This window comes from Paramicrobacterium chengjingii, from assembly GCF_011751765.2.
GTDB classification, from domain to species: domain Bacteria; phylum Actinomycetota; class Actinomycetes; order Actinomycetales; family Microbacteriaceae; genus Paramicrobacterium; species Paramicrobacterium chengjingii.
Genome location: NZ_CP061169.1, coordinates 1,212,971 through 1,239,491, shown reverse-complemented (window position 1 = coordinate 1,239,491; position 26,521 = coordinate 1,212,971). Strand labels below are relative to the sequence as shown.

Below are 26,521 nucleotides of genomic sequence, written 5' to 3'. Positions count from 1 at the left end.
TGCCGTTGGCTATGGCACACGGTGCCCGCTGCGCGCGCCAGCTCCTACCGCTCTGTACGGGTAAGCGGAATGTCGGAGCCTGCGGCGGCATCCGTCACTCGTTGCGGCGTCGTGGTGCCGAGTACAACGTGCATGCGGGCAGGATGCCGCGTTATCCACGCCGTTGCGATCGCGATCGGCATCACTCCGTATGCGACTGCGAGTCTGTCGATGACGGCGTTGAGCTCTGGATACTCAGACGATCTGGGAAAGACGCCGGTGAAGAAGCCCGCCTGAAACGGCGACCACGCGTGCACTGTGATGTCGTTGAGTCGGCAGTAGTCGAGCACACCCCCGTCGAGCATCACCGAGTGCTGCTCGCCGCCATGTTGGCGGCGAGACCCTGAGCGATAATCACACTGTTGTCAGCGGATGGTGCGGTTCCGGCGGCAAAGACACCGTGATGTCGTCGCCTGCCCGTGCGACTCCCCCGCGGGACACGATTCCCATCACTCCAGAAAGGCGAACAGTGCGACCTTCTTCGTCACTGAAGACCATTTGTTTCATCAGGCCGGGCTGGTAGTCGTTGATCTGAGAGCACGGATTGCGCAGCCCGGTTACGGTGATGATGACGTTCCCGATCGCCAAGCGGGTGCCGACGGGAAGGCCAAGCAAATCAACGCCCCTCGTGGTGATATTCTCTCCCATCTCCCCCGGCTTCACCGTGTAGCCAGCGTCAGCAACACGCTCGAAGAGCTCGCTGTGAATCAGGTGTACTTGCCGAACGTTGGGTGTCGACGCATTCTTCCTCACTCGCGAGAGGTGCTGCACCGTCGTGCCGGAATGAGCGTCGCCAGCGACGCCGATCCCCTCGACAAGCGTGATCTCATCGACGGTCGGCTTGCTGAACGAGTGCGTGCCGCTTCGGCTTACCGCGATGACGGATGCTGTCATTTCCGTGGCGATTTTCACTCCTGGTCGTCTGGGTTCGGCGCTTGTTCGTCAGTTCCGGCTTCTGTCGCGGTCGACTCTTGGGCTTGCTGCTTCTTTCCGAATAGCCGGCGCGTTAGTTTATTTCCGTCCCGCTCAGGAGACTGTTCGGTTGTGAGCCCGAAGACGCCCTCGTGCTTCTCAACTCCAGTGGCAACGCTTTCGACAAGCACCTTGCGGGCGAGCTGTCCGCGCAGCACAAGCGGATCGTTTGAGAGATCTTTCCACAGCGATACGCACAGCAGCAGCATGACGATCACGAACGGCACGGCGGACACGATCGTAATATTCTTGAGCCCGTTGAGCGCTTCAGCAGGGTCATCCCCTCCCGCAAGCAACATCACGGCAGCGACGGCCCCCGTAGCGATACCCCAGAAGAGCGTGAGCTTCTTGGTGGGTTCAGCTGCGCCGTTCTCCGAGAGACCAGCCATCACGATGGATGCCGAGTCGGCTCCGGTGACGAAGAAGATCGCCACGAGAATCACTGCGAGAACCATCAGGATGACGGTCACCCAACCCGGAACCGGCATCTTCCCAAGAAAGTCGAACAATATGGTGTCGAAGTCGATGTTCGGCGTGCCGTCCTTGATCTGGGCAAGCATGTCAGATTCGTCTTTCGCTGCTTCCGCGCGCTCTTGCAAGCCGATCGCCCCACCACCGAATATCGCGAACCATACGACCGAAATTGCCGAAGGGACGAGGAGCACTCCCGTGACAAACTGCCGCACCGTGCGACCCCGCGAGATTCGCGCGATGAACAGGCCGACGAAGGGCGTCCATGACACCCACCATGCCCAGTAGAAGATCGTCCACGTCGACATCCATTCAGCAAGCTCTGGCGAATCCGCGGCGGGCGTTCGCGAAGCCATCTGAGGAAGATCACCGATGAACGCGCCGATCGCGTCGGGAATGACGTTCAAAATGAAGAGCGTCGGTCCACCGATAAACACGATGAGCGCGAGCAAGATTGCAAGCACCATGTTGATGTTCGAGAGCCATTGGATGCCGCGCTCGATGCCTGAGACCGCCGAGGCAACGAACATCGCGGTGAGAATGGCGATGATCACAACGAGCAGGCCCGTGCCAACGCTTTCCATCATGCCTGTGGATTGAAGCCCACCGCCGATCTGCAGCGCGCCCAATCCGAGCGAGCACGCCGAACCGAACAGCGTGGCGATGATCGCCAGAATGTTGATGATCTTGCCGCCCCAGCCATTCACTGCCTTGTGCCCGAACAGTGAGGTGAACATTGACGAGAACAGCTGACTGCGGCCCAAACGGTACGTGCCATAGGCCATTCCAAGCCCGACGATGGCGTACATGCCCCATGGGTACAGGGTCCAGTGGAACATTGTCGTTCCCATGGCTGTGCTGACGGCTGCGGGGATCTGCCCGTCAACGGTGCCGGGCGGCGGAGCCATGTAGAAGAAGAGCGGCTCTCCGACACCGTAGAAGATGAGCCCGATGCCCATTCCTGTGGCAAACATCATGGCGATCCACGACGATGTTTTGAACTGCGGGGTCTCGCCGTCTTTGCCGAGCGGAATAGCACCGAAGCGGCTGGCTGCGACGACGATCACGAAGACAGTGAAGACCGTTGCTGCAATGACGAACAGCCACCCGAAGTTTTTGATCGTGCCGTTCAGCGCGGCATCGGCCACGGTGCCAAGTCCGTCGGGAGTGATGAACCCCCAGACGACGAAGCCGACGGCGAGCAGAGCGGCGATGCTGAAGACGATCCAGTCTGGACCGCTCTTTTTCTCCTGCTTGCGCCGCTTTGCGCTCTTCTTCAATTGCTTGATCAGGTCTTCGGTTGAGTTTGCACTGCTCATGATCACGTACCCGGCGTCGCGCCACCGCCGGGTTTCCGAGTCCTTTCATACGAACTGACTGCTTCGGACAGATTTCACACTATCGCGTCATTCGCTGTCGGTTCGAGGTTCAGCACTGTGGGCGTGCCGACCCGCCGCGCACATCGTCCGAAAATCACATTCCTGCGTCAACGTAGAGTGACACACATTCGCGTCATCTGCTTGTGGCGCTCATTGATATCGGAGGAGCAATCGCGGCGACGCACTCGCATCTGTCGGTATCGACATCAGTGGTGTCACCGCTTGCGCTGACGCTGTCTTTGGAACAGGAGCACTGCAGAACGCGAGGCCGACAAAACGACACATACCATTCCGTAACGAGGCAAAAAGGTGCTCGAACTGGCGCTTCGTGAATTACCGGATGATCTTGCCGCGGCATAGCACCCGACATCCCCACTCGCGATTAGATTTTTCATACAATCGCAGTGACGCGCGGTCAAGCGCGTCGTGAGGGGATGTCCATGAGCAACATCGCGAGTTCAACGACGGCACGACGTAACAGTTACGTCGAGATTGCCTACGACCATCTTCGCGATCTGATCCTTTCCGGCGAGCTCGCCCCAGGAAATCGCGTAACGGTGCAGCCTCTGACGGAGTCACTCAATCTCTCGCCGACGCCGATTCGCACAGCACTGGCGGCCCTTGAACGTCAGGGTCTTCTCGAAATTCATGAGCATAGAGGCTACTTCGTGCCAAAGCTCGGGCGCGACGACATTCTCGAGATTTACGAAATCCGCGAGGTGATAGACAGCGTCGCTTCACGCCGCGTCGCGCAGCTCGAGTTCCGCGATGATATCGTCGCGGCGTTGAACACGCTGCTGTCAGAACAGCGCGAGGCCGTTGCCACGGGAGACATCGATCGGTACAGAGATCTCGACGTGACGTTCCATCGCACAATCTGGGAGAACTCCGGCAACCATCGGCTTCTCTCTCTTGCAGACAACCTTCTCGGGCAAGTTCGCATCGGAAACAACGTGTCATCGCGTGTGCCCGGACGCGTCCAGATCGCACTCGAGGAGCACGCGCTGATCATCTCAGCGTTACAGAGCGGTTCGGCCAAAGACGCCGAGAACGCAACACGCACCCACGTTCGCGAGGCAGCGCACGCTCTCGCGGACCATCTTGCGGCCAAGCATCAGGGGCCCGTGGCAACCGGAGATTGATTGAGGTTGTGCACTCGCTCCAGGGAGTCGGCTGGTGAGAATGCCGCGCTGTAGCGCGCGCTTTTCCTGAACATCACCACGCCCACCATTGACAGGCAGAGCTGATCGCATTATTCTCGCTGTAGATTTAATCAAAAATCAGATCTAAAGCATAAAGGAGTGCTTGATGTCTGCACGTACAGGTCAGAACCACAGCAAAACCGCTCCTCCGGCGGAAGCCTCCGTCGGAATGCTCGGCGGCCCATTCATGGCCCTCATCCCCGCTCTCGTCTTTGTCGGCGTCCTCGCATGGCTCTCCATCGCAGAACGCGCCACCATCTCCGGCTTCTGGGTTGGAGGTTGGGCCGCCGTCGTGACGGCGCTCGCGCTTTCGACGACGAAGAAGAAGGCAGCCGAATCGATCATCAGGGGGCTCAGCGACAAGACAGGAGCCGTCATCATCGCGGCATTCGTCTTCGCCGGGATCTTCGGATCCGTGCTGTCAGGCGGAGGCCTCGTCGATGGGCTTCTCTGGCTCGGGCTGACGACGGGACTTCACGGAGCGGCATTCACCGTGCTCGCTTTCGTTCTCGCGTGCATTTTCGCCGCCGGAACTGGAACGAGCGTGGGCACCGTTGTCGCGATGGTGCCGGTGCTCTACCCGGCAGGCGTGTTTCTCGGCGCCGACCCCACGATGCTCGCCGTCGCAATCATCGCTGGCGGCGCATTCGGAGACAACATTGCGCCCGTGTCTGATTCAACAATCAGCTCTGCGTTCACGCAAAACGCTCAGATGGGCGACGTCGTGAAATCGCGGCTGCCCCTCTCCCTTTCCGCAGCTGGCATCTCGGTTGTCGTCTTCGCCATCTTCGGCGGCGGAGGGACCGTTTCACAGAACCCGCCCGGCGCGGACTCCAGCGCACTCGGGCTACTGATGATTCTTCCTTTCGCTCTGGTGATATTCCTCGCTATCAGAGGCACGCACATCATTGCCTCGCTCACCTGGGGAACCGTCGCAGCGCTCGTCATCGGGCTTGCGACAGGTCTGTTGAAGCCCACAGCCGTGTTTTCGATTCCCGCTGAACGCGGCGACAGCACCGGGCTCATCGAAGACGGCATCGCCGGCGTAACGGGTGCGGTGGTTCTCGTGCTCTTCATTCTCGCGCTTGCACAGCTCTTGAGCGACAGCGGGCTGATGGGGCGACTCCTCACCATGCTTCAAGCCCGAGCCGCAAAGGGAGTGCGCAGTGCGGAGTTCACGATTGTCGCCGTCACGATGCTCTTTACGATCCCCCTCGGGTCGAACGCCCCGGCCATTCTGCTGGTTGGGCCAACGCTTGCCCGGCCGCTGGGGCTCAGCCACAAGCTGACGCCCTCGCGCACGGCGAATCTGCTCGACTGCAGCGCCAACACCATCTTCTACATGTTGCCGTGGCACAACGCCGTCATCGTCTGGTTCGTCACGGTGCTTGCCGCAGCTTCAGCGCACGACCTTCCTTCGCCCAGCATCGCTGCCGCATTTCTCAACCCGTATGCGTGGGGACTGATCGTTGTGCTCATCATCTCGATCCTGACCGGGTGGAACCGAAAGTTTTCACAAGACAAGCCCCTCAGCGCGACCCGGCGTTGAGACAGAACAAGGAGAAAACATGCATCTCGCCAGCATTCCCCGTCGTCGATACACAGCAGGCCAGACACCGATTGAGCACCTTCACCGCCTCAGCGAATACCTCGGTGGCCCAAATATCTATATCAAGCGTGATGACCTGCTTGGCCTGACTTCGGGAGGCAACAAGACACGAAAACTTGAATTCCTCATGGCAGACGCACTCGCACAGGGTGCCGACACCATCGTCACGACGGGTGCCGTGCAGTCCAACCATTGCCGGTTGACACTCGCAGCTGCAGTCAAAGAAGGTCTCAAGTGTCGCCTTGTACTCGAAGAACGCGTGGAAGGCTCGTACAACCCTGAGGCGAGTGGCAATAACTTTCTCTTTCGGCTGCTCGGTGCCGAGCAGATCAGCGTTGTTCCCGGGGGCACTGACCTGGCTGCAGAGATGCAGAAGACAGCGGATGCCGTCGCAGCCGACGGTGGCGTTCCATACATCGTGCCCGGCGGCGGATCGAACGCGCTTGGTGCGCTCGGCTACGTCGCCTGCGCTGAAGAGATCCTTGCACAGTCGTTCGACATGTCGCTTCCCATCGATCATGTCGTGTGCGCAAGCGGGTCAGGCGGCACCCATGCCGGGCTTGTCGCTGGCCTGTACGGCAATCAGAGCGGCATCCCTGTAACCGGAATCAGCGTACGTGCCGAAAAGGCGCCACAAGAACGCAAACTGCATGCTCTCGCGAATGCGACATCGCAACTCGCGGGAACGACTCACGACATTCCGGCTGACGCAGTAACGGTAAACGACGAGTACGTCGGCCCGGGCTACTCTCTGCCGACGTCGGAGATGTCGGCGGCGATTCAGATGTTCGCTCGTCTCGAGGGCATCCTTCTTGACCCCGTCTATACCGGCAAAACTGCAGCAGGACTCATCGGACTCGTCCGTGACGGGGCGTTTGCGCCCGAGAGCAATGTGCTGTTCGTGCACACCGGCGGCTCCCCCGCTCTCTACGCCTACCCTAACGAGGCTCTGGCCGAATAATGTCGAATGCTCACGCCGAATCGCGCGTCGTCGGGATCCTCGGAGGGATGGGGCCAGCCGCCACCGTTGACTTCTACGACAAGCTGATCAAGGCAACACCCGCGACGAAAGACCAAGATCACCTCCGCGTCGTCATCTGGGCGGATCCGACGGTGCCGGATCGAACGAAGGCGCTTCGCTCAGGAGGGCTCGATCCCACACCATGGCTCGACCGCGGGGTGGAGAACCTCGTGGCGAGTGGGGCCGAGATTCTCGTCGTTCCCTGCAACACTATCCACGCGTATCTTCCCGCCGTCGTGCGCGACAAAAACATCCACTTCATCAGCATCATTGATGCCGCCGTGCAGCAGGCACAGCAGGCCGCCTCCGCGGGAAAGGTGGGGCTTCTCGCCACGCAAGCCACGCTCGAATCTGGTGTGTATCAAGAAGCGCTCGGCGAACGCGGCTTTGAGACCGTCGTGCCCTCTCGCCGCATTCAGAGCCGGCTGATGCAGGTGATCTACCAGGTGAAAGCCGGCGACACCGGGGAGGCCGTTCGCAACGTCACCGCCTCAATCCTCGACGATCTCGCCGCTCAGGGCGTCACGGCGGTGATCGCCGCCTGTACGGAGATCTCGGTGCTCGTCTCCGATTTGACAGCGAGCATCCCCGTCATCGATCCCTCCCACGCGCTCGCGCTGAGAACCGTAGCTGCGGCGAGGGAACCAGCTGATTCTTTCGAACGAGTCCATATGAAACCGAACTGATTGGAGACGTGATTCGAGTGCGCGATCCTTCGCCGGAACAGCACGAGAACGAACCCGACCGCACGCGATCGACCTTGAGTCGCCGCGATGCCCTTCTCGGGATGGCAGCAACAGGCGGAGCAGGAGCCCTCACAGTGGGAGGTTTCAGCTTCGCCCGCGGCTGGCTGGCACCGCCGGAACAGCTGACAGCAACCGAGCTGACAGACCGCCTCGAGAAGATCAACGGCAGACACGATGGCTTCCGGCGCAATCATGCGAAAGGACTCAGCGCTTCAGGCACGTTCACCAGCACCGGCGACGCCCAAGAAATATCAGAGGCAACAGTCTTTCGTCCGGCCACATTTCCCGTGGTCGGACGTTTTTCACTGTCTGGGGGCATGCCCTACACGGCAGATGCGGCGAACACAGTGCGCGGCTTCGCACTTCAGATCACTCTGCCGTATGGCGAGCAATGGCGAACGGCGATGGTGAGCATCCCGGTGTTTCTCGACCGCACCCCCGAGGAATTCATCACCCGCATGTCCCTGTCGAAACCCGATCCGAATACCGGGCGGCCCGATCAGAAGCTGCTCACCGCATACTTGGGCGATCACCCGGGTACGGTTGCAGCGATGAAGATCGTGCACGCCCAGACTCCGTCATCGGGGTTTGAAAACAGCACGTTCCATGGCCTCAATGCTTTTGCGTTCACCAATGCCGACGGCGCGACAGTCCCCGTGCGCTGGAGGATGGTTCCGGACCAGGACTATGCCCCCACGACCTCGGCCTCCCCCAATGAGGATTACCTCTTCGAGTCGCTAATCCAGGCCAGCGCCGCTGGCCCGCTGACGTGGCGGCTCGTGCTCACCATCGGCGAGCGCGGAGACCCGACAGACGACGCGACGACGCCCTGGCCGAAGAACCGGCGCACCATCACGGCAGGCTCCGTGACCATCGACTCCGTCGAAACCGAGCAGGCGGGGAATGCGCGCGACGTCAATTTCAATCCGCTTGTGCTGCCCGCTGGCATCGCGCCCCTTGACGACCCGCTGCTGGCCGCGCGCTCCTCTGTCTATATTCGCTCGTTCACTCGCCGGGTGAATGAGACGAAGCATCCAAGTCAGGTCAACGTCGGGGAGGTTCGCGGTGAGTCGTGATCGTGCAGAACCGAGTGCCCGATTCGACCCGGTGACGCGAGTCTTGCACTGGGTGGTGGCCGTAGCAGTAATCTCTCAACTCCTCATCGCGGCCGTCATGGTCACGTCACTTTTCTATCAGCCGCTGCTCATCGCCATCCACAAGCCTCTTGGGCTGCTGATCCTCGTCGTTGTCATCATCAGACTCATCAATCGGCTCGCACACAGAACGCCAGCGCCTCTGGCGACAATGGGGCGGTTCGAGCGATTCGCTGCGACAGCGTCAGAATTTCTGATGTACGGGTTGCTGCTGCTTCAGCCTCTTGTGGGCTGGGCTGTGGTCTCAGCATCCGGAGTGCCTGTAGTCATTTTCGGCAACCTCATGCTTCCGCCAATCGCACCGAATGACGCGGTTCTCTATGGACTGCTTGAACGCTCGCACCGATTGCTGGCGTACGCGCTGCTCGCCGTATTCACTGCCCATTTGTGCGCGGTGCTCTTTCATACGCTCGTGCTGCGCGATGGGCTGTTCAGCCGCATTGCACTGTGGACGCGTCGACGGCGCTAGCGCGTGCCCGTGCGCGCCCGATATCGCAGATCGACGACGGCCACCGCGAGGGCAGCGAGAACGACAACGGCGATCAGGGTGAAACCGATCGCCATCGCGACGGGCCAGTCCGTAAATGCGAGAGAGGCGAAGACTGCAGCGGTGACGACGGCGATGCCCACTGACGTGCCGATTCGCTGTCCGGTCTGCATGATGGCGCCGGAGCTCCCCGCGTAGTTCAGCGGCACGTCGGCGAGCGTGAGGGTCTGGTTGGGGCTGATGACGACGCCCTGGGCAATGCCGATGAACGACAACGTCAGCAGAAGCCACCATTCGCTTGCGAGGCCCACCTGGTTCAGAAGCACGACGGCGACTGTCGATGCCAGGCCGAACAGTGCGATGAGAAGTCCGACGACGACGATCTTGCGCCCGAAGACAACGACCCTGCTGCCTGCCCAGTGCGCGGAGAACGCTGAAAAGATTGCTGACGGGATGCCGACAAGACCCGCTTCAAAAGCTGAGTGCCCCAGCCCGTCTTGCATGTAGAGAGCGACGAGCACCCACACGCTCGTCATTCCCAGAAAGTACAGAGTCACGATGACTGTGCCGTTCGCGAAGCTTCGAGTCGCGAAGATCTTCAAGTCGACCATCGGGCTATGACCGCGGCGTGCGTATCGACGTTCCCACAGCACCCAGGCTGCGACGAGCAGAATGCCGACGGGCAGCAGCAGCCAGATCAAAGCGGAAAGACCACTCTCAACGAATGGGAAGAGCAGAGACAGAACGGCGAAGCCGAGAAGGAGCGCGCCGACGAGGTCCATTGATCGGCTGCGCCGTGCTGGTTGGTCGGAGTCGACGGGCGCCTTCACCCCACGGCTGATCAGCGGGCGCGGGAACCAGAGGAGCGCGAGGATGATGGCAACGATGCCGACGGGAACGTTCACGAGGAACGTCAGACGCCACCCGATATCGGCTCCTCCGAGTTGGATGATCAAGCCGCCGAGCACAGGACCGATTGCGACGGAGACGCCGACCGCACTGCCGAAGTACCCGAACGCCTTGCCGCGCTCCGCACCGCGAAAATAGTGCTGAATCATGCCGACGCCCTGCGGGTTGAGCAGGCCAGAACCCACGCCCTGCACAAACCGGGCGATGTTAAGCCATTCGGCATTGGGTGCCAGGCCAGCGGCGATCGAGGATGCTGTGAAGACGGCGACACCCACGACGAAAATTCCGCCACGGCCCATGACGTCGCCCGCTCGACCTGCGGCGACGAGCACGATTCCGAACGTCAGCGCATACCCCGAGAGCACCCATTGGATGTCAGATTGAGACGCGCCGAGTCCGCTCTGGATCGACGGCAGAGCAACGTTGACGATGCTGACGCTGATGAGCGACATGAAGATGGCGACGAGCAGAACAGCGAGAATGCGCCACCGAGCCGGATCCGGTGCCTCGCTCGCGGCATCCCCGCCTGACTCGACTGTGCTCTTCGCTGACATTTTCCTCCGCGTACGTCCGCCAGTACACAACACACATTGCGCAGCTATTTATTCCGAGACGCCCCGCTCGGCGCGGCAGAGCGCCTCGGACATTCACCGTGAATCAGGAAAGAGCGTCGGCGATCGGAGTGTCTCCGTCGTAGAAGTTGACGGTCTTCATCACCGCGGCGTTCTTCGCCAACACATGAACGATGGCCTCCGCAACGTTCTCACGCGATGTCGCCTTCTCATCGTCAGAAAGCGCGCCGTCCGCAACGTTGCCTGCCTCATCTGCGATGACGATATTTCCCGTTGCCTGATCGAGAGTCAATCGCCCGGGCCCGAGAATCGTGTAGTCAAGACGCGACTCCCGCAAAGCGGCATCCGCGTCGTGCTTGGCCTTGGCATAGACGTAGAAGGAGTTCTCGGGATCAAGGTTGTCGACGTCGACGCCGGCTCGTGAATACGACACCATCACATAGCGCGAAACGCCAACGCCCTCGGCCGCGGTCATGGTGCGCACTGCAGCTTCAAAGTCGACGGCCCGCGTGCGGTCTGGATTGCCACCGCCGGCTCCCGCTGAGAAGACGATGGCCTCTGCACCGGCGAAAGCGCCGGATAGAGCGCCCACATCGGCCGTCTCGATATCGAGGACCACTGGTTCGGCTCCCACCGATCTAATCTCGTCGGCTTGCTCCGCGTTGCGAATCAGCGACTCAACGCGATAGCCCGCGGCGACAAGCTTCGGGGCGGCAAGCAAAGCGATCTTGCCGTGGCCGCCGACGATGACCACTCGTTTGTCCGTCATAGAAACCTCTTTCTGCGCCGTTCTCGACGCCCGTCATCGCTGTCGCGCTGTGTGACCGCGACAGCATCAGTCTTCACTGTCAACCGTTATGTGTCGACGTTATTCCACTAGGCGTGTCAGCAGGCACTGTGTCGCCGTCAACGGAGCGCAGCGAGCACCTCGTTCAGCGCTTCAGTCGCCGACGGGTGCGTATAGATCGAGTCGCGCAGCACGGTAGCGGTAATGCCATGTCGCATCGCAAGCGAGACCAAGTTGATCACCTCTTGCGCGTGCACGTGCATGAGCGCAGCACCCAGAACGAAGTCGGTTTCTCTGTCGACAACAACTTTGACGATTCCCCTCGGGTCTCCCTCAATCTTTGCTCGGGGTGCTGCGGCGACGTCTGCCATCTGTTTTGCTCCGACCAGCACGTCGTGTCCCCGTTTGCGGGCCTGAGCCTCAGTCAGGCCGACGCGCGCAAGCGGTGGTGTGAGAAACATCGTGTACGGAACTGCCACGCGGTCCGCCGTCGAGCGCTCACCGTCACCGAAGAGCTGATCAGAGACAATCCTGTAGTCATCGAGCGAGACGTATGTGAATTGCGGACCACCGTTGACATCACCGAGTGCGAAGACGCCGTCTGCGCTCGTGCGCAGGTGCTCGTCAACGACGATGAAGCCGTTGTCGTCCGTGCGCACACCTGCATGATCAAGGCCGAGTTCCGCTGTGACGGGCGTGCGCCCGAGCGCGAGAAGCACAGCGTCAGCATCTGCAGTCAGCTGCTCCCCCGCCACCTCGTACGTGACACGCGCAGTCTCGTCATCGTCAGAAATGGAAACGACGGATGCTCGTGAGACGACAGTCACTCCGTCGCCGCGAAGAATCTCGGTTGCGGTCTGCGCCACATCGTCGTCTTCCGCCTTGAGCGCCCGCTCCCCGCGGTCAAGTACAGTGACGAGCGAACCGAAATGGGCGAACATCGATGCGAATTCGAGCCCGACATAGCCGCCGCCCACGACGACGAGCGTTCGCGGCAGTGGCGATACGTGCTGCAGGGTCTCAGAGTCGTGAATTCGACCGCCAACGCGTGCGCCCTCGATCGATGGCACGGTGGGCGCGGTTCCGGTGTTGATCAGCACGGTATCTGCGGTAAGAGTCAATGTCTCGCTGCCGCCCGTCACGCGCACCTCGCGCTCTCCCGTGAACGAGGCAGTGCCGCTGACGAGCAAAACGGAATCGAGCTGATCAAGCATCGAGAAATTCTTCCTGCGCATTGCGGCCGTGAGAGTGTCGCGTCGTTCGACAGCGGCCGAGAAATACGCGTCGGCATCGTCAGCATCACGCCGTTGCTCCGCGTCATGCACGAGGATCTTCGTGGGTACGCATGCCACGTTGATGCACGTGCCGCCGATCCGATCGTCGGACTGCTCCACGAGGGCGACCCGCTGACCCCGTCGGGCGGCCGTCCCAGCTAGGGTCTTGCCGCCCTTCCCCCACCCGATGACGAGGAGGTCAACATGCTCACTCTGATCGGTCTCATCGTGATTTTCTGCCACAGCACCCACCTCTTCATCCGTCTCCATAGCGTACGCCGGACGACTGCGCGCATTTATACGTCGGCTGTGAGACTCTAGGACGATGGTTGACACTCCGCCCGCAGATGCCGCCAGCATCCGAGATCTTGCCGCCGAACACGGACTTGATGTCGATGAATCATCAATCATCGTCAACGATGCCGGACTGGACTTTCGAGTGGCGATTGCTCGTACGACCGACGGCAGGACCTGGGTTGTCCGTATGCCACGTCGGCAAGACGTGCTCGAACGCGCCGCTGTCGAAGAACGCCTGCTTCGTGCTGTTGCGCCCCATCTCTCCGCGCACGTTCCGGACTGGCGAATCGTCTCGGAGCAGCTCATTGCCTACCCTCTTCTTCCGGGGAAACCCGGGCTGGCGCTTGACGATTCGGGATCGCCTGTCTGGGCCTACGACATCGCATCCAGCACCTACGCCACGTCTCTCGGAGACCTGCTCTCGGAGCTGCACTCCATTGACGCTTCTGAGGTTCGTGCGACCGGTATCGAGGTGCGCACCCCCTCCGATGTGCGAGAGAAGTGGCGCGCCGACATCGATACAGTGAGTGCGGAGTTTGAGATTGCGCAGAGTCTGAGCTCGCGGTGGCATGCGTGGCTCGCCGACGACACATTCTGGCCGGACTGGTCAGTCCTCACCCATGGTGAGATCTATCCCGCACACACGCTGCTCGAGGGCGAACGCATCACGGGAGTGCTCGACTGGACCACGGCGGAAGTCGGCGACCCGGCGAGAGACTTCATGGTTCAGCAGGCGTTTGCGCCACCAGAGACATTTGACCTGACCGTTCGCCGCTATATCGAGAACGGCGGCCGCGTCTGGCCACGCCTCGCAGACCATTGCGCCGAGATGTTTGCAACCAGTCCCCTCGGCTACGGGCTCTTCGCACTAATGACCGGCGAACACGAGCACCGCAACACAGCGGAGGCGCTGCTCAATCCAGCGTCGCAGTAGACATTCAGTCACGGGCCAAGCGGGCGGTCGAGACGCTCCTCCATCGCCCGCAGCGTGGCGCTTGCGTCGGCACCAAGTTCATCGTCACCGAGGGAATCGAGCACAGCTCCCGCATGCTCTGACTCACCGACAACGGCAAGCGCGCGCAATGCCCCGATTCGTGCACGAGAGTTGGCATCTCTCCTGACGATGCGCGCGCAGGCGTCTCCCGCCTCTCCGATCTCGTAACGGGCCACGACCTTGGCGCACATTTCCCTGACGCGCCAACTCGAATCGGACAGGCCGCCAATGATCTCCCCGCGCGCACCCTCGTCGCCGATGTGAAGCAGGGTGCGCGCCGCCCAGACTCGAGGCCAGTAGTCGAGGTTGCGCTCCGGCCAGGTTCGAGCAGGCCCCCAGTGCTCCCACTGCTTGCCGGCCAGCCAGCGTGGGTCAGGAACGTCGGCGGCCGACGACGAGTGGATGTGAACGCGCCCGGCCAGAACATCGCCGCACCAGTGCGTGAGCAGATCTCCTCCGATCTCGGCTCTCGCTGCCTCAGCTCGCTCCTGTGGCGAGGCTGTCAACCAATCTTCCGCACCCATTGGTCGACTCTATCCGACGACGATCACTAACTTTTCACGACGAATCGGGAATAACCAGTACTTGGCGAGCGCTTACTTTGAACACTTCTGTGCAACGCGGATGTCGACCGCGCCGTTGATGTCTGCTGCGTCACTCACTGACACGACACCATGCGCTAATCGAACGAGCGGAAGGCTCCTGCCGATGAATGCTTCCCCACCGCCCTCGCCCACCACCCAGCATCCTGACTTTGGCCTGACCGTCATCACCCGGTCACCCGACCCAACAAAGAGCCACAACGAGCCGCCCAAGCGCGCCCCCTTGTCCGAACGGATTCAAGCCATGGGGCAGAGCCGTCTCGGCGCGCTGCTTCTTCTTGTTGCGACAGTGATCGCGATCATCTGGGCGAACATCTCATACGCGTCGTATGAGCAGGTGTGGGGTACGCATCTCGTTATCGGCGTCGAAGACCTGCAGCTGAGCTTCACGCTTCACGCGTTCGTCAACGACGCCATCATGGCGATCTTCTTCTTCACCGTCGGGCTCGAGGTGCGCCGAGAATTCGCGATCGGCGAGCTGACAACGTGGTCTCGCGCCATGGTTCCGGTCATCGCCGCCGTTGCAGGACTCGCCGTTCCCGCGATTGCTTACATCGCAATCGCCAGTGGATCTGGGGCCGAGGATGCATGGGGTGTAGTCATCTCGACCGACACGGCATTTCTGGTCGGCGCGCTCGCACTTGTCGGGCCGCGCGCGCCCGGACGGCTGCGCGTCTTTCTCCTCGCTATGGCCATCGTCGACGATATCGGCGCGCTCGCAATCATCGCGCTCGTGTACACCGACTCGCTGCAGGCTCTTCCGCTTGCAATCGCCGCTGTCGGCCTCACGGCGATATTCTTTACGCGGTATCTGCGCGCGGGACGAGGCCCCGCGTATGCGATCCTTTCGATCATCGTATGGCTGGCGTTTTTGGCGTCGGGTGTGCACCCCACACTCGCTGGGGTCGCCATCGCGCTGCTTATCCCCGTCTATCGGCCAAGTCGACGTGACGTCGAACACGCACTGAGCCTCACACAGACTTTTCGGCAGTCGCCGAACTCCCGTTACGCACGTGCGGCGGCGAACAGCCTGCGCGAATCCATCTCGATCAACGAGCGGTTGCAGTCCGCCTATGCGCCGATCGTCGCCTACGCGATCATTCCCCTCTTCGCTCTGGCGAATGCCGGAGTGAGAATCACTGGCGAGATCCTTATCGATGCGGTGCGCTCACCGATCATGTGGGGAATCGTCGTCGGCCTCGTCGTCGGCAAGTTTGTCGGCATCTTCGGAGCGATCTGGCTCATGAAGTTTTTCAGGATCGGCAGTCTCGGGCCGGGTCTGACGCTTCAGCGCATCGCCGGCGGTAGCCTGCTCTCGGGCATCGGCTTCACGATCTCTCTCTTCATCGTCGACCTGGCGATCGCAGACCCTGAGGTGCAGAACATCGCGCGAGTCGGCGTGCTGACAGCATCCCTCATTTCCTTCGCGCTTGCCGCAATCTTCTTCAGAATCTCAGACAGGCTCATGCCGACGACCGACGCTGGCCGCCTGCTCGTGAGGCCTATCGATGCGACGCGTGACCACGTGTATGGACCAGCCGATGCCAAGTACACGCTGGTCGAGTACGGAGATTTTCAGTGTGAGTTCTGCCTCAAGGCGACGGGAGCGGTGAGCGAGGTGCAGCGCGAACTCGGCAACGATGTTCGGTATGTGTGGCGCCACGCGCCCCTTGCGAGCTATCACCCCAATGCAGTCGCCGCAGCCGAGGCCGCAGAGGCTGCCCACCGGCAGGGGAAGTTCGGGGAGTTCATGCGTAGCCTGTTTGCTGATCAGGAGCACCAGCAACCGGCTGACATGCTGCGTCGCGCCGACGAGCTGGGCTTAGACACCGAACAATTCGAGTCAGATCTGAGCTCAGCCGAAGTGGCCGCCCGGGTTCAAGATGACGCTCTCGACGCGGAAGCAATGGAGATCTCAGCGGTTCCGACATTTTTCGTCAACGGCGTACGTCATGTCGGCCCGTTCGACGCGGCTTCGTTGATCCGCTCGCTGCAGGCGACACGTTTCTGAGGGCGTCTCTTCGGTCACGCAGGGTTCAGAATTGCGTGACTGGCCCGAGTTGGCCATTCTTGAACGATGGGTCACGCGAACGGATTCGAATATGAGGTTCACTCGGACGGCAGCGTAAAGATCACTCACTACGGACGAAAGGCTGCGACTCTGCGCGATGTTCGGGCTGAAGAGTTCCTCGCGGAGGTCCCGTCGGACCCTCAGGGAGCAATGGCGCGGTGGACGGGAAATTACAAACGCGGCAATGAACGCGTCGCCAAGAAGCATCCGCGCAATCAACGGTGATTGAACACGCGCCATCGAAGCATGCGCCCACCCGCATATGTCCTATCCTAGCGTTGAGCCATGCTTCGACGTCACTTCTCGCGCGTGTTCTGGGGCCTGAGTCGATGGAAGCTGACGGGTGAGCAGGCACCCAACCGCCCCACTGTGCTGATCGGCGCTCCGCACACATCGAATTGGGACTTCGTTCTCATGCTTGCGATCGCATGGCGGCTGGGGATCGATGTGCGGTGGCTCGGCAAGAAGACTCTGTTCAGCGGCTGGCGCGGACCGATCATGCGTCGGCTCGGCGGGATTTCCGTGGATCGCAACGATCCTGGGCGCGTCGTCTCTGACGTTGTTCGGCAGGTGCAATCGGGTGACGTCTTCGGGCTTGTCGTCACGCCCGATGGCACGCGCGGCGCCCACACCACGTGGAAGTCCGGCTTCTACCGGATTGCTCGTGAGACGGGGATGCCCGTGACCCTTGGTTTTGTTGACCGCACGACAATGACCACCGGTCTTGGCCCCACGTTTGAGCTGACAGGCAATGTGACTCAGGATATGGATCGCATACGTGCCTTTTACGCCGATAAGTCGGGCCTTCGGCCTGCTCGACGAGTGGAACCGCGCCTCCGAGAGGAGGAGCTTCCGGGTTGAGCGTCGCGCGTGCTGAACCGGAAGAGCCCGCCACTCCCTCGGGCTATGTAGAACGCGACGTCTCCAGGAATGTGCGAATCTCGGCGATCTTTGCCGACTTTGCAGCGCCGGTGAATCGAACCATATGGCAGAAGTCAATGCGAGATTCGCCGTTCGTGATGTACCCGTCGCACGCGGCGAGCCTGCCGTGAGTCACGGTGGAGAGAATCTCGACGAGTTCGGGCTCAAAGGTCGGCCACGGAATCTGAGTCGCTTCGTCGCCGTTACCGGTTTGCCCACCGACAAGCTCCCAGCGAGCACCTTCGGCAAGTCGCTCCGTGACAGCATCCGTATCTGTCAGTGCCCAGGCTGCCGAAAACTCACTAACGATGATCAGGCGCGGCGAGTTGCCGCAATCGGTTGGGAAGGCGATCTCGGCACGATTCGCATCCACAAGTCACCTCCAGCTCTGCATGATCCTGGCCTACAACCTACATGGGTACGGGCGCAACGTCAGGTTCCCGAGGTCCCACCGAGTGATTTATGTGCTCCTTTCAACCGTATGAACGGCTCAGGGTACTCGTCACACTGTCGATTCTTTCTCGCGTCAGCACTGCCGACTCGACCACGGTGCCCAGTGGAATCAGGATGCTCCAACGGCCCGCCCGAACATCGATCGTTCTGACAAGAAGCGAGGCTCGATCTGGCCGGAGCGTCCTGAGTATTTTTCGCGCTCGGTACGCGTGGAACGGATTGGAGACGATGGCGATTCTGTCCGCCACATCCAGAAACGACATGGAGTTACGCAGGTTTTCTTCAGTGGTACGCGATTCACGTTCAATCTCAACCTCACCGCGATAACCGAGCTTGTGAGCATACGTCGCCATAATTTCGGACTCGCAAAAGCCAGCCGGATCGCCGCCCGCGAAGACAATCACGTCTGCGCTGTAATGCTCAGCTGTCGCAATACCCGACCTGACTCGCCATTGGTTGACGGGGTTAATCGCTTCACTCCGGTTCGCGAACCCGAGAACGATGACGATGGTGCGGCCTCCACGATCGTGACCCAGCACTCTCGATGCCAGAAAGTGGTTGACTGCTTCAGCTGCGCCGAGAATCAGGGTGCACATACCAACGCCCGCGAGTAGCGCGCTTGTCCCCTTAGGGAGACGTTGACGTCTAACCATTGACCCCTCCTGAGTCGGGAGCTGCCGCATGCGACTCTGCGTACACTGCGTGATTTCGAGCCTAACGCGGTCGAACCTCGTGGACGAGAGTGCCAGTCAACCTCACCCAGCGAAGGGAACGAGGGCGAATCGGCCCCAGGCTATGATCGCAAAGGCCGCGAGATAGGCTACGTCACCGGCCATGAGCGCCCACTCGCTCCGGCGAAACCGTGTCGTGGCTGCTCCCGCCATGACGAGCATGAGGCCGCATGCGGCAAGGGGCGATAGGAACGGAGCGATTCCGACGAGAGGAGGCAGGATCAGACCGATAACTCCGACGAGCTTGATCGTGCCGATCGCCTTGATATGGCCCGCGCCGAAGTCATCGACCCAGTGTTGACTGCTGGCCAGGGCGCGATAGCGTTCCTTGGTGAGCAGAATCTGGCTGGCCCCGCCGGTGCCAAAAGCGATCGCCAGCATGCCGGCAATGATCCAGAGTGCGATATCCACAATGACGTCCTCTCGTCGTTACGAAATCCCGGTTGGGCTCGTCATAGTGGTGACGGATCATCTCGCAGAAAGGTAACAGCGATGGGCAAAAAGACTCTTTCCACAGCGTTCGAAGCGCACCGACCCCGCTTGCTCGCGGTGGCAGCGAGAGCACTCGGCTCACGAACCGACGCTGAAGATGCAGTTCAGGAGGCATGGCTTCGCTTGGATCGGCACGACAGCGATCGCATCGACAACCTTGGCGGCTGGCTTACACGGGTGGTTGGCCGGATTTGCATCGACATGCTGCGAAGCCGCACAGTCCGCGGCGAATCTGCGCTTGGCATCTGGGAGAGTGACCCCGTCGTCACCGACGATGTTGCCGATCCCGAGAATGCCGCGGTCATCGCAGACTCCCTCGGTCTCGCCCTGGTCGTGGTGCTTGAGTCGCTAGGGCCAGAGGAACGCTTAGCCTTTATCCTTCACGATATGTTTGCGGTGCCTTTCGCCGAGGTCGGGCCGATCGTCGGTCGATCGCCGGATGCGGCGAAAATGCTCGCAAGCCGCGCGAGGCGCAAGGTGCAGGCAGTGCCGCGGCCGACGGGCGAGCGGCAGCAGCGTCGCGAGGTGGTTGAGGCGTTTCTCACAGCAGCGCGTGAGGGCGACTTCGATGCGCTCCTCCGCTTGCTCGACCCTGATGTGACCTGGCATCGCCACACGGCGCACGGTCATACAGTGAAGATTGGTGCGAACGAAGTGCTCGACGCCGTGCGCCGTGGGGACCCGGGAAGAGTTGAAGTTCGTCGCGTCAGCGTGAACGGCGAACCTGGCATCCTCGCGTGGGGCCCAAGCGGGCAACCGATCGCACTGATGTCCTGCACCGTTGCCGACGGCAAGCTCGTCGACATCGTCTCAATCATCGATCCGAGCAGGCTCGCACGATTGTCGCTACCATCGCGCGAAGCGCCTAGGCGTTGAGCAGAAAGACTCATGGTCAAGGCGAATGTGCGGGAGAATCGGTACATGGACGATCTGCACGTGTCTGCCGGGCCCGGTGCGCCCGGCGGCCTCAGAATTCCTGCAGGCGAGCTGGCCGAACAGTTTTCGCACGCGTCAGGTCCCGGTGGACAGGGAGTCAACACCGCTGACTCTCGCGTGCAGCTCAGCCTCGATCTCGACTCAACGACGGCGCTGAACGATGTGCAACGTGCACGTGTGCTTGAACGGCTCGCCGGACGACTCACTGGCACGGTACTGACGATCAATGCTGCCGAGCATCGATCCCAGCGACGAAACCGCACAACGGCACGGCAGCGACTCGCAACCCTGCTCCGCGATGCCGTTGCTCCCGAACTCGCTCGGCGCGCAACCCGACCCAGTCGAGGATCACGCGTTCGGCGTCTCGAAGCCAAACGGAAGCGCTCCGAAATCAAGCGCAACCGACGATCGCCTCACTCCGAATGACGCGCCAAATGGCACAACGCCTAGTCGAGGTCTTTGCGCATGAAGATCTCTGACGGCTCGCCTGGCTGAAGCAAAACACCGCAATCGACATATCCACGATTGCGGTAAAAGACTTGGGCTCGCTCATCGACCTGGGTCGAGGTCATTGCACCGACATAACCGTGTTTTTTCAGCGTCGACTCCCACGCCGCGACGAGAGCGCTCCCAACCCCGCAATCCCTGTGCGTTTCCACGACGAAGAGCATATTCATGAACGGAATCTCGTCCCAGAAGAGATTCCAGCGCAGCCAGCCGCGAACAGTATTGGCTTCATCCGCTACAAGAATTTGCTCCGCGTCAATGAGACGCACGAGAACATCACGACGCACGTGCCGGTCGAGCTCAGTGAGAGTGGCGCCGTCTGCCCTCGTCGCGGGGCGGACGTTCACACATTTCGACATCGTCGCGTCTCTCCTTTTGCCGAGGTCACTCACAACATAGCGGTCGCGCACCGCGGCGTACACTCGAACCAGGAGCTAACTTCGGTTCCCCGATGATGGGAGTCCGGATGACCGGCACCGCTCAACCTTCCCCCTCTGTCTCCGACAGACGGTCGGAAAACAATCTACTTACCCTCGGATTGCTTGCGAATTCCTCAATGGAGAACGAGCGACGGCTGCCGATTCACCCGCGTCACTTGGACAGGACCGATCCGGCCCTTCGCGCACGGATGACTGTCGAGCGTGGCTACGGAGCCGACTTCCAATTGGACCCCGGTTACATCGAATCCCGCGTGGGCAAGGTTGCGGAACGCGCAGAAGTGATTGAGTCCGCGGATGTGCTGCTGCTGCCGAAACCGCAGGCAGCAGACGTGGCCTCGCATCCCGCAGGCCGCGTTCTCTGGGGGTGGCCGCACTGTGTGCAGGATACTGCAATGACGCAGACAGCGATCGATCGTCACCTGACGCTAATCGCCTTCGAGGCGATGAACCATTGGACCGGGCGAGGCGATTTCAACCTGCATGTGTTTCATCAGAACAATGAGCTGGCCGGCTATTGCTCGGTTTTACACGCGTTGAGCCTTATCGGATCGAATGGTGATTATGGGCCGCGGCTCAGCGCCGTCGTCATAGGCTTCGGCGCGACGGCGCGAGGTGCCGTGACCGCGCTCAAAGCCCAAGGCATCCACGACATCCAGGTGCTCACGCAACGCGGTGCCGCCGCCGTCGGCTCACCGATCCACAGTGCTCACATCACCCAGCTCAATACTGACGGAGGTGCGCCCCACCTCAGCAAGGTCAGCACGAAAGACGGTGACGTCCTGCTCCCCGCATTTTTAGCATCGCACGACATCGTCGTCAATTGCACGCTCCAGGACGTCGCCGCTCCGTTGACGTATCTACGAACCGAAGACCTCGGCGCGTTCGCCTCGGGAAGTCTGATCATCGACGTCTCGTGTGACGAATCAATGGGGTTCGAGTGGGCCAGACCCACGGGGTTTGACAACCCGATGTTCACGGTCGGCAACGGGGTGAACTATTACGCCGTCGACCACAGCCCGTCATACCTGTGGAATTCGGCCACGTGGGAGATCAGCGAGGCGCTCCTGCCATTTCTGCGCACGGTTATGGAAGGTCCGGCCGCGTGGGCAGAGGACCTCACGATCTCTCGCGCGATCGAGATCCGCGAGGGCGTCATCAATAACCCGAGCATCCTCGGCTTTCAATGTCGCGAACCAACGTTTCCGCACGCCCGCACTCAATAACGCTCTTTCGCGGCTGCTCAGAATTGAGAGTGTCGCCGAGTCTTCATCGCCCCGTACCCCGGGAGCACCCGAGCGAATCGTTGAGCCACCCTGGCGCGATCTCCGGAGCGGGCACATTATTACCTTATGGACAACTCCGAAAATACAACTGCAATTGCTCGTCTGCTGGATGAAGCGGCCATCCGCGATGTAACTGCCCGTTTCGCTGATGTCTCAACTCACGCCAACTATGACGGTTTTCGTGCATTATGGGTGCCACGAGGCCGCGCGCGGTCCTGGAGAGAGCTACTACCGGAACAATGGCGTGTGGACCGATCGCCTACGGCGCTCGGGTAACACCTGGGTGTTCACGAGCCGTAGATTTCGGTACCTGTGGGTTGACTTCTCCCCCTTTTCTGGAGAAATCTTCTCCGTCTGAGGTAGACGACCTGATCGAAACACCAGGATTGGGCGGTCACATTGTCGTTCAACCGTTCGATGACCATGAGGCCAACTGAGCCGAGGACAGCGCGGCAAGCCATTTCTGCCACAACGGGCCAAACGAAACGCGACGCACGCCCAACGCGGTGAGTGCCGCCAGGTTCCCGGCGCCGTGACCGTCGACGGGATGCGCCGTGACGTTGACCGGCACTGAGACCGCCTCGACGAGACGCGTCACCTCGTCGGCCGTCGTCAGCCCAACCGGGTAGACGGAGCGGGCGCCGGCCTGCTCCATCAGCCTCAGGCGCTCGGCGGCTTCCGCGAGAGGGTCAGAGAAAACATCAGTGCCGAGCTTGACAGCATCCGTTCGCCCATTGATCACGAAGGGGATTTCTGCTTCGTCGGCAGCGCGGCGGGCAGCCCCAATGTAATCTGCATGCTCAGCGCGATCGCGCACGCGTTTGCCTTCAGAATGAACGACGTCCTCGATGTTCGCCCCGACCGCGCCGACCTCGAGAAGCCGCCCAATCAGCTCGTCAGGCACTAACCCATAGCCAGACTCGACATCGGCGCTCACGGGAACCTCGACCGCGTCGACGATCCGTTTGACGACGGCGAGGTATTCGGAGAAGTCCATGTTCTCGCCATCAGCGCTCCCGATCGCGTCGGCCACAGGGTGGCTTCCGATTGTGATCCCTTCGAACCCGGCGTCCACTGCTAATCGTGCGCTCCAGACGTCCCACACCGTGGGAAGCACGACGACACGACCGGACTCATGCGTTGAAGCCAATGTGCGTGCACGTTCGCTGACGTTCGGCATCTGAATCTCCTTAAGCCTGGCGGCTGACGTCGGGACGGCGTCGCCTACCGCTCATCGTAGTTACGTGATAGTCGCTTCCGGTAAATGTGACGCGTGAAGACCCATCAGGGAGCTATTTCGTGTACAGCACGATCCGTAACCGGCAGACCTCGTGGTCAGCACCACCTTCATGATGGTGAGAGTCGTAACGGACGATCGCAACGTTCGAGATCGCCTCCTGTGTACCCGAAATCAGTCGTGGCCCCGACTATGGTCTTCGACGTCCGGTTCCGCCCGAAGCTCGTCGGCGATTTCTTCCTCCGGACGCGGTGCGACCGTCTCATCTGCCTCGAGTTCGGGGACCTTGTGCTCGCCTGGAACTGGAACCTGCTCAACTGATGAATCTTCGTCTGGGACAGACATGTCGATGCCTCCCTCGTTTCGGCCGCCTCAATAAAGAGAATACGCCCCACGGGTTTCAGCGTTCACCGCGCGCTCCTTGTTCGCGCCTCACTTCCCGCCACTCACTTGGGCTCGCTCGATCGGGAACCAGAGTTCGCACGTAGTCGCGCTGAAGTCTGGGGCGCGATCGAGTATGGAGACAATCGACGGGCCCGGACGCAGCCTCCACGGGTTGGAGGGAAACCACTCTGACGCGGATGCCGCATACGCATCTTGCAAGGCCGCTGGATACGGGCCGGAGGTACGAAATACCACCCACTCCCCCGCGTCCACGGCGATCATGTCGAGGTCGTCGGGAACTTTGGCGTCGTCGTCGACGGCCACTCCGTGCAGGTAGGTCAATTCACTGCCCTCCACGTAGTCGGGGTCAACGTCATCGCTGACCTGCAGTAGACCCGACGGCTCGGTTCCGCTGAGCCTTTTGAGGCGATCGTGCTCAGTGACCGGCAGCGAAGCGATATGCCGTTGGATGTGCGGGTTGACACCCTCGTAGATCAGCGGCACGCGGACGGCGTGGCCGATCAGACGAAAGGCGGGTCGTTCGGTGATTCGGGCATCCATGGAGGTGCTCCCTTCGACGGTCAGGCGGAACCTGAGTAGCGGTTGACTCTGAAGAGGGCCACCATCACGGCGGACATCGCCGTGACTCGCACCGTGCACGGCACGGAATGCTCGCCCGAAGGCTTCGGTTGAGCCGTATCCGTAGCGCACAGCGATCGTTAAGAGATCTCCCTTTCCGATCACGTCGGCCGCAGCGACAGTCATGCGTCGACGCCGCACATAGTCAGACAACGACATGCCAGCCAGCGACGAAAACATGCGTCGCGCGTGATAGCCCGTTGTTCCCATCGTTGCGGCGAGTTCGTCAATATCTAAGTCATCGCCCAGGTGCTGCTCGATCTCGTCGACGAGGCGGTTGAGGATCTCGATCATGGTCACTCCCTTCGCATAAAAGTCTCAGCGATCGCCAGCCTGTCACGCCCGACTTTTTCAGTTCGAATCGGTAGGCCTGCTCGCCTGGCATTCATCCGTGTATCGTCGCCATGGCCTCCCGCGGCCGAACGGCTGCGGAGGGCGACTCGATCGCGATCACGGCACTGGTCAAGTCCACGGGAGATATCACTGAGGGTCCCAACCGTCCGCGCTCTGGATCGTCTGGGCGCATCGAACGTATGTTGGTCGGCATCGTCAAATACGATTGCACCATCTGGAGGCTCCATGACCGCCCCCGACGCGCTGTTCCCCAACGATCTCCGAGTGCTCTATGACGCATCCACCGACGTAATCGAGGCGGCAGATGATCGCGGCTGGGTCGACTAATACGTGAGTGGGGCAACAAAGATAGCTTCGGCTCAGTACTGTTGAGTACTCACCCGGAACCGAAAGGGAATCGCATGTCGTTCCAGGCCTACTTGGACACCATCGAGAAGACGACCAATTTGACCCCCCGACAGTTTGTCGAGCTCGCGCACGAGAGGGGTTTCGACAAGCCCGGGGTTAAGGCGGGTGAAATTCTGGCCTGGCTCAAGGATGACTACGACCTTGGCCGCGGACACGGCATGGCTTTGGTGCATGTCATCCAGAAAGGCCCGGCGATCAGCACCAAGCACGTGGGAACTGACGGCACCCATCGAGACGACTCTGAGACACTCTGGCTCGACGGCATCGCCACGAATCCCGCGCGCTAAGCATCCGCCCGCCTAGCGGAGCCCGCGCTACAGCTAGCCAACACCGAGTTCGTTGACAACCTTGGCCAGATCAACGGTGAACGAGAAGTTCGTGGTGCCAGAGTTGTCGTAGACAATGACCGGCAGTTCAGTGCGCTCGGTGACGGCGTCGTTTTTAAACGGGGTGAGGGGGGGGAAGGCGCTGAGACCGGTGAACTCGTTCAATCCTTCTCCTGTTCGGTTTCTCGGGCAGTGCGTGATTAGTCTGGCAGTCATTCAAGCCGGTGCGAGTCCACGGACCAGTAGTACTGTGCTTATAGCCAGCGGCGCGCACGACACCTCGTGGAATCAGGACTGTTCCAGTTCGTCCGGAACGACGGCAGCCGGTTCTCTGCCGTCAAACGACACCTTGTATTCGCGTTTGATGCCAGCAGTAGCTCGACCCCACTCGCTATCCGCGACCCTTGTTTGATGCGCAGCAAAGGCCTTCTGTCCCGCAAACTTCTCCGCGACAGTCCACACGAGCGGATCGCCAGTCGGACGCACTTCGAACAAGAGACAGCCAGGCTCCGCACTCGTAAGCTCGATGTGTCGGGGCAGATGACGTTCAATTGTGGCCGCCTCCGCTCGGTTCGCGCAGACGAGGCGTCCGCGGAGTTCGATGCAGCTCACGCAACCTCCAGCGGCGTGATCGCGGCGACATTGTTCTTCGGCACGCGACGCTCCAGCCTCAGCTCGAAATTGGACTGCAGGTTCATCAAGAAATCCCCGAAGGTGCCGAAGTCATTGACCAGATAGCGAGCGTGCATTCCCCGAGCCAGCTTGCGCCAGTCGGCCAAGTGGGCCGCCGCGAGGTGTTCCCCACTCAATATATCCATGGACGG

At 61.0% G+C, this 26,521-nt stretch carries 30 protein-coding genes and 1 pseudogene; 14 read left to right on the top strand and 17 right to left on the bottom strand.

Annotated elements, in window-relative coordinates; genetic code table 11:
- Positions 1–44 precede the first annotated feature (44 nt).
- The 3 genes and pseudogenes from HCR76_RS05980 to HCR76_RS05970 all read right to left on the bottom strand — a co-directional run.
- Positions 45–394: pseudogene (locus HCR76_RS05980) on the bottom strand (aldo/keto reductase); the annotation flags it as partial.
- A complete protein-coding gene (locus HCR76_RS05975; protein ID WP_166989134.1) occupies positions 394–933 on the bottom strand; it encodes an MOSC domain-containing protein in 540 nt (179 codons plus the stop codon). The gene HCR76_RS05975 and the pseudogene HCR76_RS05980, both read right to left, overlap by 1 nt.
- A gap of 14 nt (positions 934–947) precedes the next feature.
- Positions 948–2,801: a BCCT family transporter gene (locus tag HCR76_RS05970; protein ID WP_166989133.1), complete on the bottom strand. Its 1,854-nt coding sequence runs from the start codon at positions 2,799–2,801 to the stop codon at positions 948–950.
- Between the two features lie 500 nt (positions 2,802–3,301).
- Between HCR76_RS05970 and HCR76_RS05965 the strand changes: the two genes are divergently transcribed.
- The 6 genes from HCR76_RS05965 to HCR76_RS05940 all read left to right on the top strand — a co-directional run bounded on the left by HCR76_RS05965 (position 3,302) and on the right by HCR76_RS05940 (position 9,062).
- Complete coding sequence (locus HCR76_RS05965; protein ID WP_166989131.1) at positions 3,302–4,003, top strand: GntR family transcriptional regulator; 702 nt, start codon at positions 3,302–3,304, stop codon at positions 4,001–4,003.
- 166 nt (positions 4,004–4,169) lie between these two features.
- Positions 4,170–5,612, top strand: a complete 1,443-nt coding sequence (locus HCR76_RS05960; protein WP_198248154.1) for a Na+/H+ antiporter NhaC family protein — start codon at positions 4,170–4,172, stop codon at positions 5,610–5,612.
- Between the two features lie 19 nt (positions 5,613–5,631).
- Entirely contained in the window at positions 5,632–6,633 is a 1,002-nt protein-coding gene (gene cuyA, locus HCR76_RS05955; RefSeq protein WP_166989129.1) for a D-cysteate sulfo-lyase, read from the top strand.
- Positions 6,633–7,379: a cysteate racemase gene (gene cuyB / locus HCR76_RS05950; RefSeq protein WP_166989127.1), complete on the top strand. Its 747-nt coding sequence runs from the start codon at positions 6,633–6,635 to the stop codon at positions 7,377–7,379. Before cuyA ends, cuyB begins: the two co-directional genes overlap by 1 nt.
- 17 nt (positions 7,380–7,396) lie before the next feature.
- Complete coding sequence (locus HCR76_RS05945) at positions 7,397–8,515, top strand: catalase family peroxidase (protein WP_198248153.1); 1,119 nt, start codon at positions 7,397–7,399, stop codon at positions 8,513–8,515.
- Positions 8,505–9,062 (top strand): cytochrome b, encoded by a 558-nt coding sequence (locus HCR76_RS05940; RefSeq protein WP_198248152.1) that lies wholly within the window; start codon positions 8,505–8,507, stop codon positions 9,060–9,062. The genes HCR76_RS05945 and HCR76_RS05940 overlap by 11 nt, the downstream gene beginning before the upstream one ends.
- Here the strand turns inward: HCR76_RS05940 and HCR76_RS05935 are convergent.
- The 3 genes from HCR76_RS05935 to HCR76_RS05925 all read right to left on the bottom strand — a co-directional run bounded on the left by HCR76_RS05935 (position 9,059) and on the right by HCR76_RS05925 (position 12,865).
- A complete protein-coding gene (locus tag HCR76_RS05935; RefSeq protein ID WP_166989124.1) occupies positions 9,059–10,543 on the bottom strand; it encodes an MFS transporter in 1,485 nt (494 codons plus the stop codon). The two genes, HCR76_RS05940 and HCR76_RS05935, sit on opposite strands and share 4 nt — an antisense overlap.
- A gap of 103 nt (positions 10,544–10,646) precedes the next feature.
- A complete protein-coding gene (locus tag HCR76_RS05930) occupies positions 10,647–11,330 on the bottom strand; it encodes an NAD(P)H-binding protein (protein WP_166989122.1) in 684 nt (227 codons plus the stop codon).
- Between the two features lie 137 nt (positions 11,331–11,467).
- Positions 11,468–12,865, bottom strand: coding sequence for an FAD-dependent oxidoreductase (locus HCR76_RS05925; RefSeq protein WP_244971496.1), 1,398 nt, complete (start codon positions 12,863–12,865; stop codon positions 11,468–11,470).
- A gap of 82 nt (positions 12,866–12,947) precedes the next feature.
- Here HCR76_RS05925 and HCR76_RS05920 point away from each other — a divergent pair, with 82 nt between their 5' ends.
- A complete protein-coding gene (locus HCR76_RS05920) occupies positions 12,948–13,853 on the top strand; it encodes a macrolide 2'-phosphotransferase (RefSeq protein ID WP_166989118.1) in 906 nt (301 codons plus the stop codon).
- An 8-nt stretch (positions 13,854–13,861) separates the two neighbouring features.
- Here HCR76_RS05920 and HCR76_RS05915 read toward each other — a convergent pair whose 3' ends face one another.
- Entirely contained in the window at positions 13,862–14,437 is a 576-nt protein-coding gene (locus HCR76_RS05915; protein WP_166989115.1) for a HEAT repeat domain-containing protein, read from the bottom strand.
- Positions 14,438–14,621: 184 nt separating this feature from the next.
- Here HCR76_RS05915 and nhaA point away from each other — a divergent pair, with 184 nt between their 5' ends.
- From nhaA to HCR76_RS05900, 3 genes are all read left to right on the top strand, one after another.
- Positions 14,622–16,526: a Na+/H+ antiporter NhaA gene (gene nhaA, locus HCR76_RS05910; RefSeq protein ID WP_166989113.1), complete on the top strand. Its 1,905-nt coding sequence runs from the start codon at positions 14,622–14,624 to the stop codon at positions 16,524–16,526.
- A gap of 66 nt (positions 16,527–16,592) precedes the next feature.
- Positions 16,593–16,811: a hypothetical protein gene (locus HCR76_RS05905; RefSeq protein WP_166989111.1), complete on the top strand. Its 219-nt coding sequence runs from the start codon at positions 16,593–16,595 to the stop codon at positions 16,809–16,811.
- Between the two features lie 60 nt (positions 16,812–16,871).
- Positions 16,872–17,447, top strand: a complete 576-nt coding sequence (locus tag HCR76_RS05900) for a 1-acyl-sn-glycerol-3-phosphate acyltransferase (RefSeq protein ID WP_166989109.1) — start codon at positions 16,872–16,874, stop codon at positions 17,445–17,447.
- 43 nt (positions 17,448–17,490) lie between these two features.
- Here HCR76_RS05900 and HCR76_RS05895 read toward each other — a convergent pair whose 3' ends face one another.
- From HCR76_RS05895 to HCR76_RS05885, 3 genes are all read right to left on the bottom strand, one after another.
- Positions 17,491–17,880 (bottom strand): nuclear transport factor 2-like protein, encoded by a 390-nt coding sequence (locus HCR76_RS05895; RefSeq protein ID WP_166989108.1) that lies wholly within the window; start codon positions 17,878–17,880, stop codon positions 17,491–17,493.
- 100 nt (positions 17,881–17,980) lie between these two features.
- Positions 17,981–18,613, bottom strand: coding sequence for a YdcF family protein (locus HCR76_RS05890; protein ID WP_166989106.1), 633 nt, complete (start codon positions 18,611–18,613; stop codon positions 17,981–17,983).
- Between the two features lie 102 nt (positions 18,614–18,715).
- Entirely contained in the window at positions 18,716–19,102 is a 387-nt protein-coding gene (locus HCR76_RS05885; protein WP_166989105.1) for a DoxX family protein, read from the bottom strand.
- Positions 19,103–19,183: 81 nt separating this feature from the next.
- Between HCR76_RS05885 and HCR76_RS05880 the strand changes: the two genes are divergently transcribed.
- A complete protein-coding gene (locus tag HCR76_RS05880) occupies positions 19,184–20,059 on the top strand; it encodes a sigma-70 family RNA polymerase sigma factor (protein ID WP_166989103.1) in 876 nt (291 codons plus the stop codon).
- Between the two features lie 45 nt (positions 20,060–20,104).
- Positions 20,105–20,545: an alternative ribosome rescue aminoacyl-tRNA hydrolase ArfB gene (arfB, locus tag HCR76_RS05875; RefSeq protein ID WP_166989101.1), complete on the top strand. Its 441-nt coding sequence runs from the start codon at positions 20,105–20,107 to the stop codon at positions 20,543–20,545.
- Positions 20,546–20,565: 20 nt separating this feature from the next.
- On the opposite strand, the gene HCR76_RS05870 is transcribed toward arfB, so the two are convergent.
- Entirely contained in the window at positions 20,566–20,985 is a 420-nt protein-coding gene (locus tag HCR76_RS05870) for a GNAT family N-acetyltransferase (RefSeq protein ID WP_166989099.1), read from the bottom strand.
- A 197-nt stretch (positions 20,986–21,182) separates the two neighbouring features.
- Here HCR76_RS05870 and HCR76_RS05865 point away from each other — a divergent pair, with 197 nt between their 5' ends.
- A complete protein-coding gene (locus HCR76_RS05865; RefSeq protein WP_342357143.1) occupies positions 21,183–22,289 on the top strand; it encodes a N(5)-(carboxyethyl)ornithine synthase in 1,107 nt (368 codons plus the stop codon).
- A 466-nt stretch (positions 22,290–22,755) separates the two neighbouring features.
- Here the strand turns inward: HCR76_RS05865 and HCR76_RS05860 are convergent, their stop codons facing one another.
- The 3 genes from HCR76_RS05860 to HCR76_RS05850 form a co-directional block, all read right to left on the bottom strand.
- Complete coding sequence (locus HCR76_RS05860) at positions 22,756–23,529, bottom strand: isocitrate lyase/PEP mutase family protein (protein WP_166989095.1); 774 nt, start codon at positions 23,527–23,529, stop codon at positions 22,756–22,758.
- Positions 23,530–23,760: 231 nt separating this feature from the next.
- On the bottom strand, positions 23,761–23,931 hold the full coding sequence (locus tag HCR76_RS05855) for a hypothetical protein (protein WP_166989093.1): 171 nt from the start codon (positions 23,929–23,931) through the stop codon (positions 23,761–23,763).
- Positions 23,932–24,018: 87 nt separating this feature from the next.
- Positions 24,019–24,903 carry an AraC family transcriptional regulator gene (locus HCR76_RS05850; protein ID WP_166989091.1) on the bottom strand — a complete coding sequence of 295 codons (885 nt, stop codon included), beginning with the start codon at positions 24,901–24,903 and terminating at the stop codon, positions 24,019–24,021.
- Positions 24,904–25,364: 461 nt separating this feature from the next.
- Here HCR76_RS05850 and HCR76_RS05845 point away from each other — a divergent pair, with 461 nt between their 5' ends.
- Positions 25,365–25,658, top strand: coding sequence for a DUF4287 domain-containing protein (locus tag HCR76_RS05845; protein WP_166989089.1), 294 nt, complete (start codon positions 25,365–25,367; stop codon positions 25,656–25,658).
- Positions 25,659–25,691: 33 nt separating this feature from the next.
- Here HCR76_RS05845 and HCR76_RS05840 read toward each other — a convergent pair whose 3' ends face one another.
- The 3 genes from HCR76_RS05840 to HCR76_RS17655 all read right to left on the bottom strand — a co-directional run bounded on the left by HCR76_RS05840 (position 25,692) and on the right by HCR76_RS17655 (position 26,515).
- Positions 25,692–25,862 (bottom strand): hypothetical protein, encoded by a 171-nt coding sequence (locus HCR76_RS05840; protein ID WP_166988211.1) that lies wholly within the window; start codon positions 25,860–25,862, stop codon positions 25,692–25,694.
- Between the two features lie 123 nt (positions 25,863–25,985).
- Positions 25,986–26,309, bottom strand: a complete 324-nt coding sequence (locus HCR76_RS17540; RefSeq protein WP_244971495.1) for a putative quinol monooxygenase — start codon at positions 26,307–26,309, stop codon at positions 25,986–25,988.
- Entirely contained in the window at positions 26,306–26,515 is a 210-nt protein-coding gene (locus HCR76_RS17655) for a hypothetical protein (protein ID WP_166989088.1), read from the bottom strand. The genes HCR76_RS17540 and HCR76_RS17655 overlap by 4 nt, the downstream gene beginning before the upstream one ends.
- Positions 26,516–26,521: the final 6 nt, after the last annotated feature.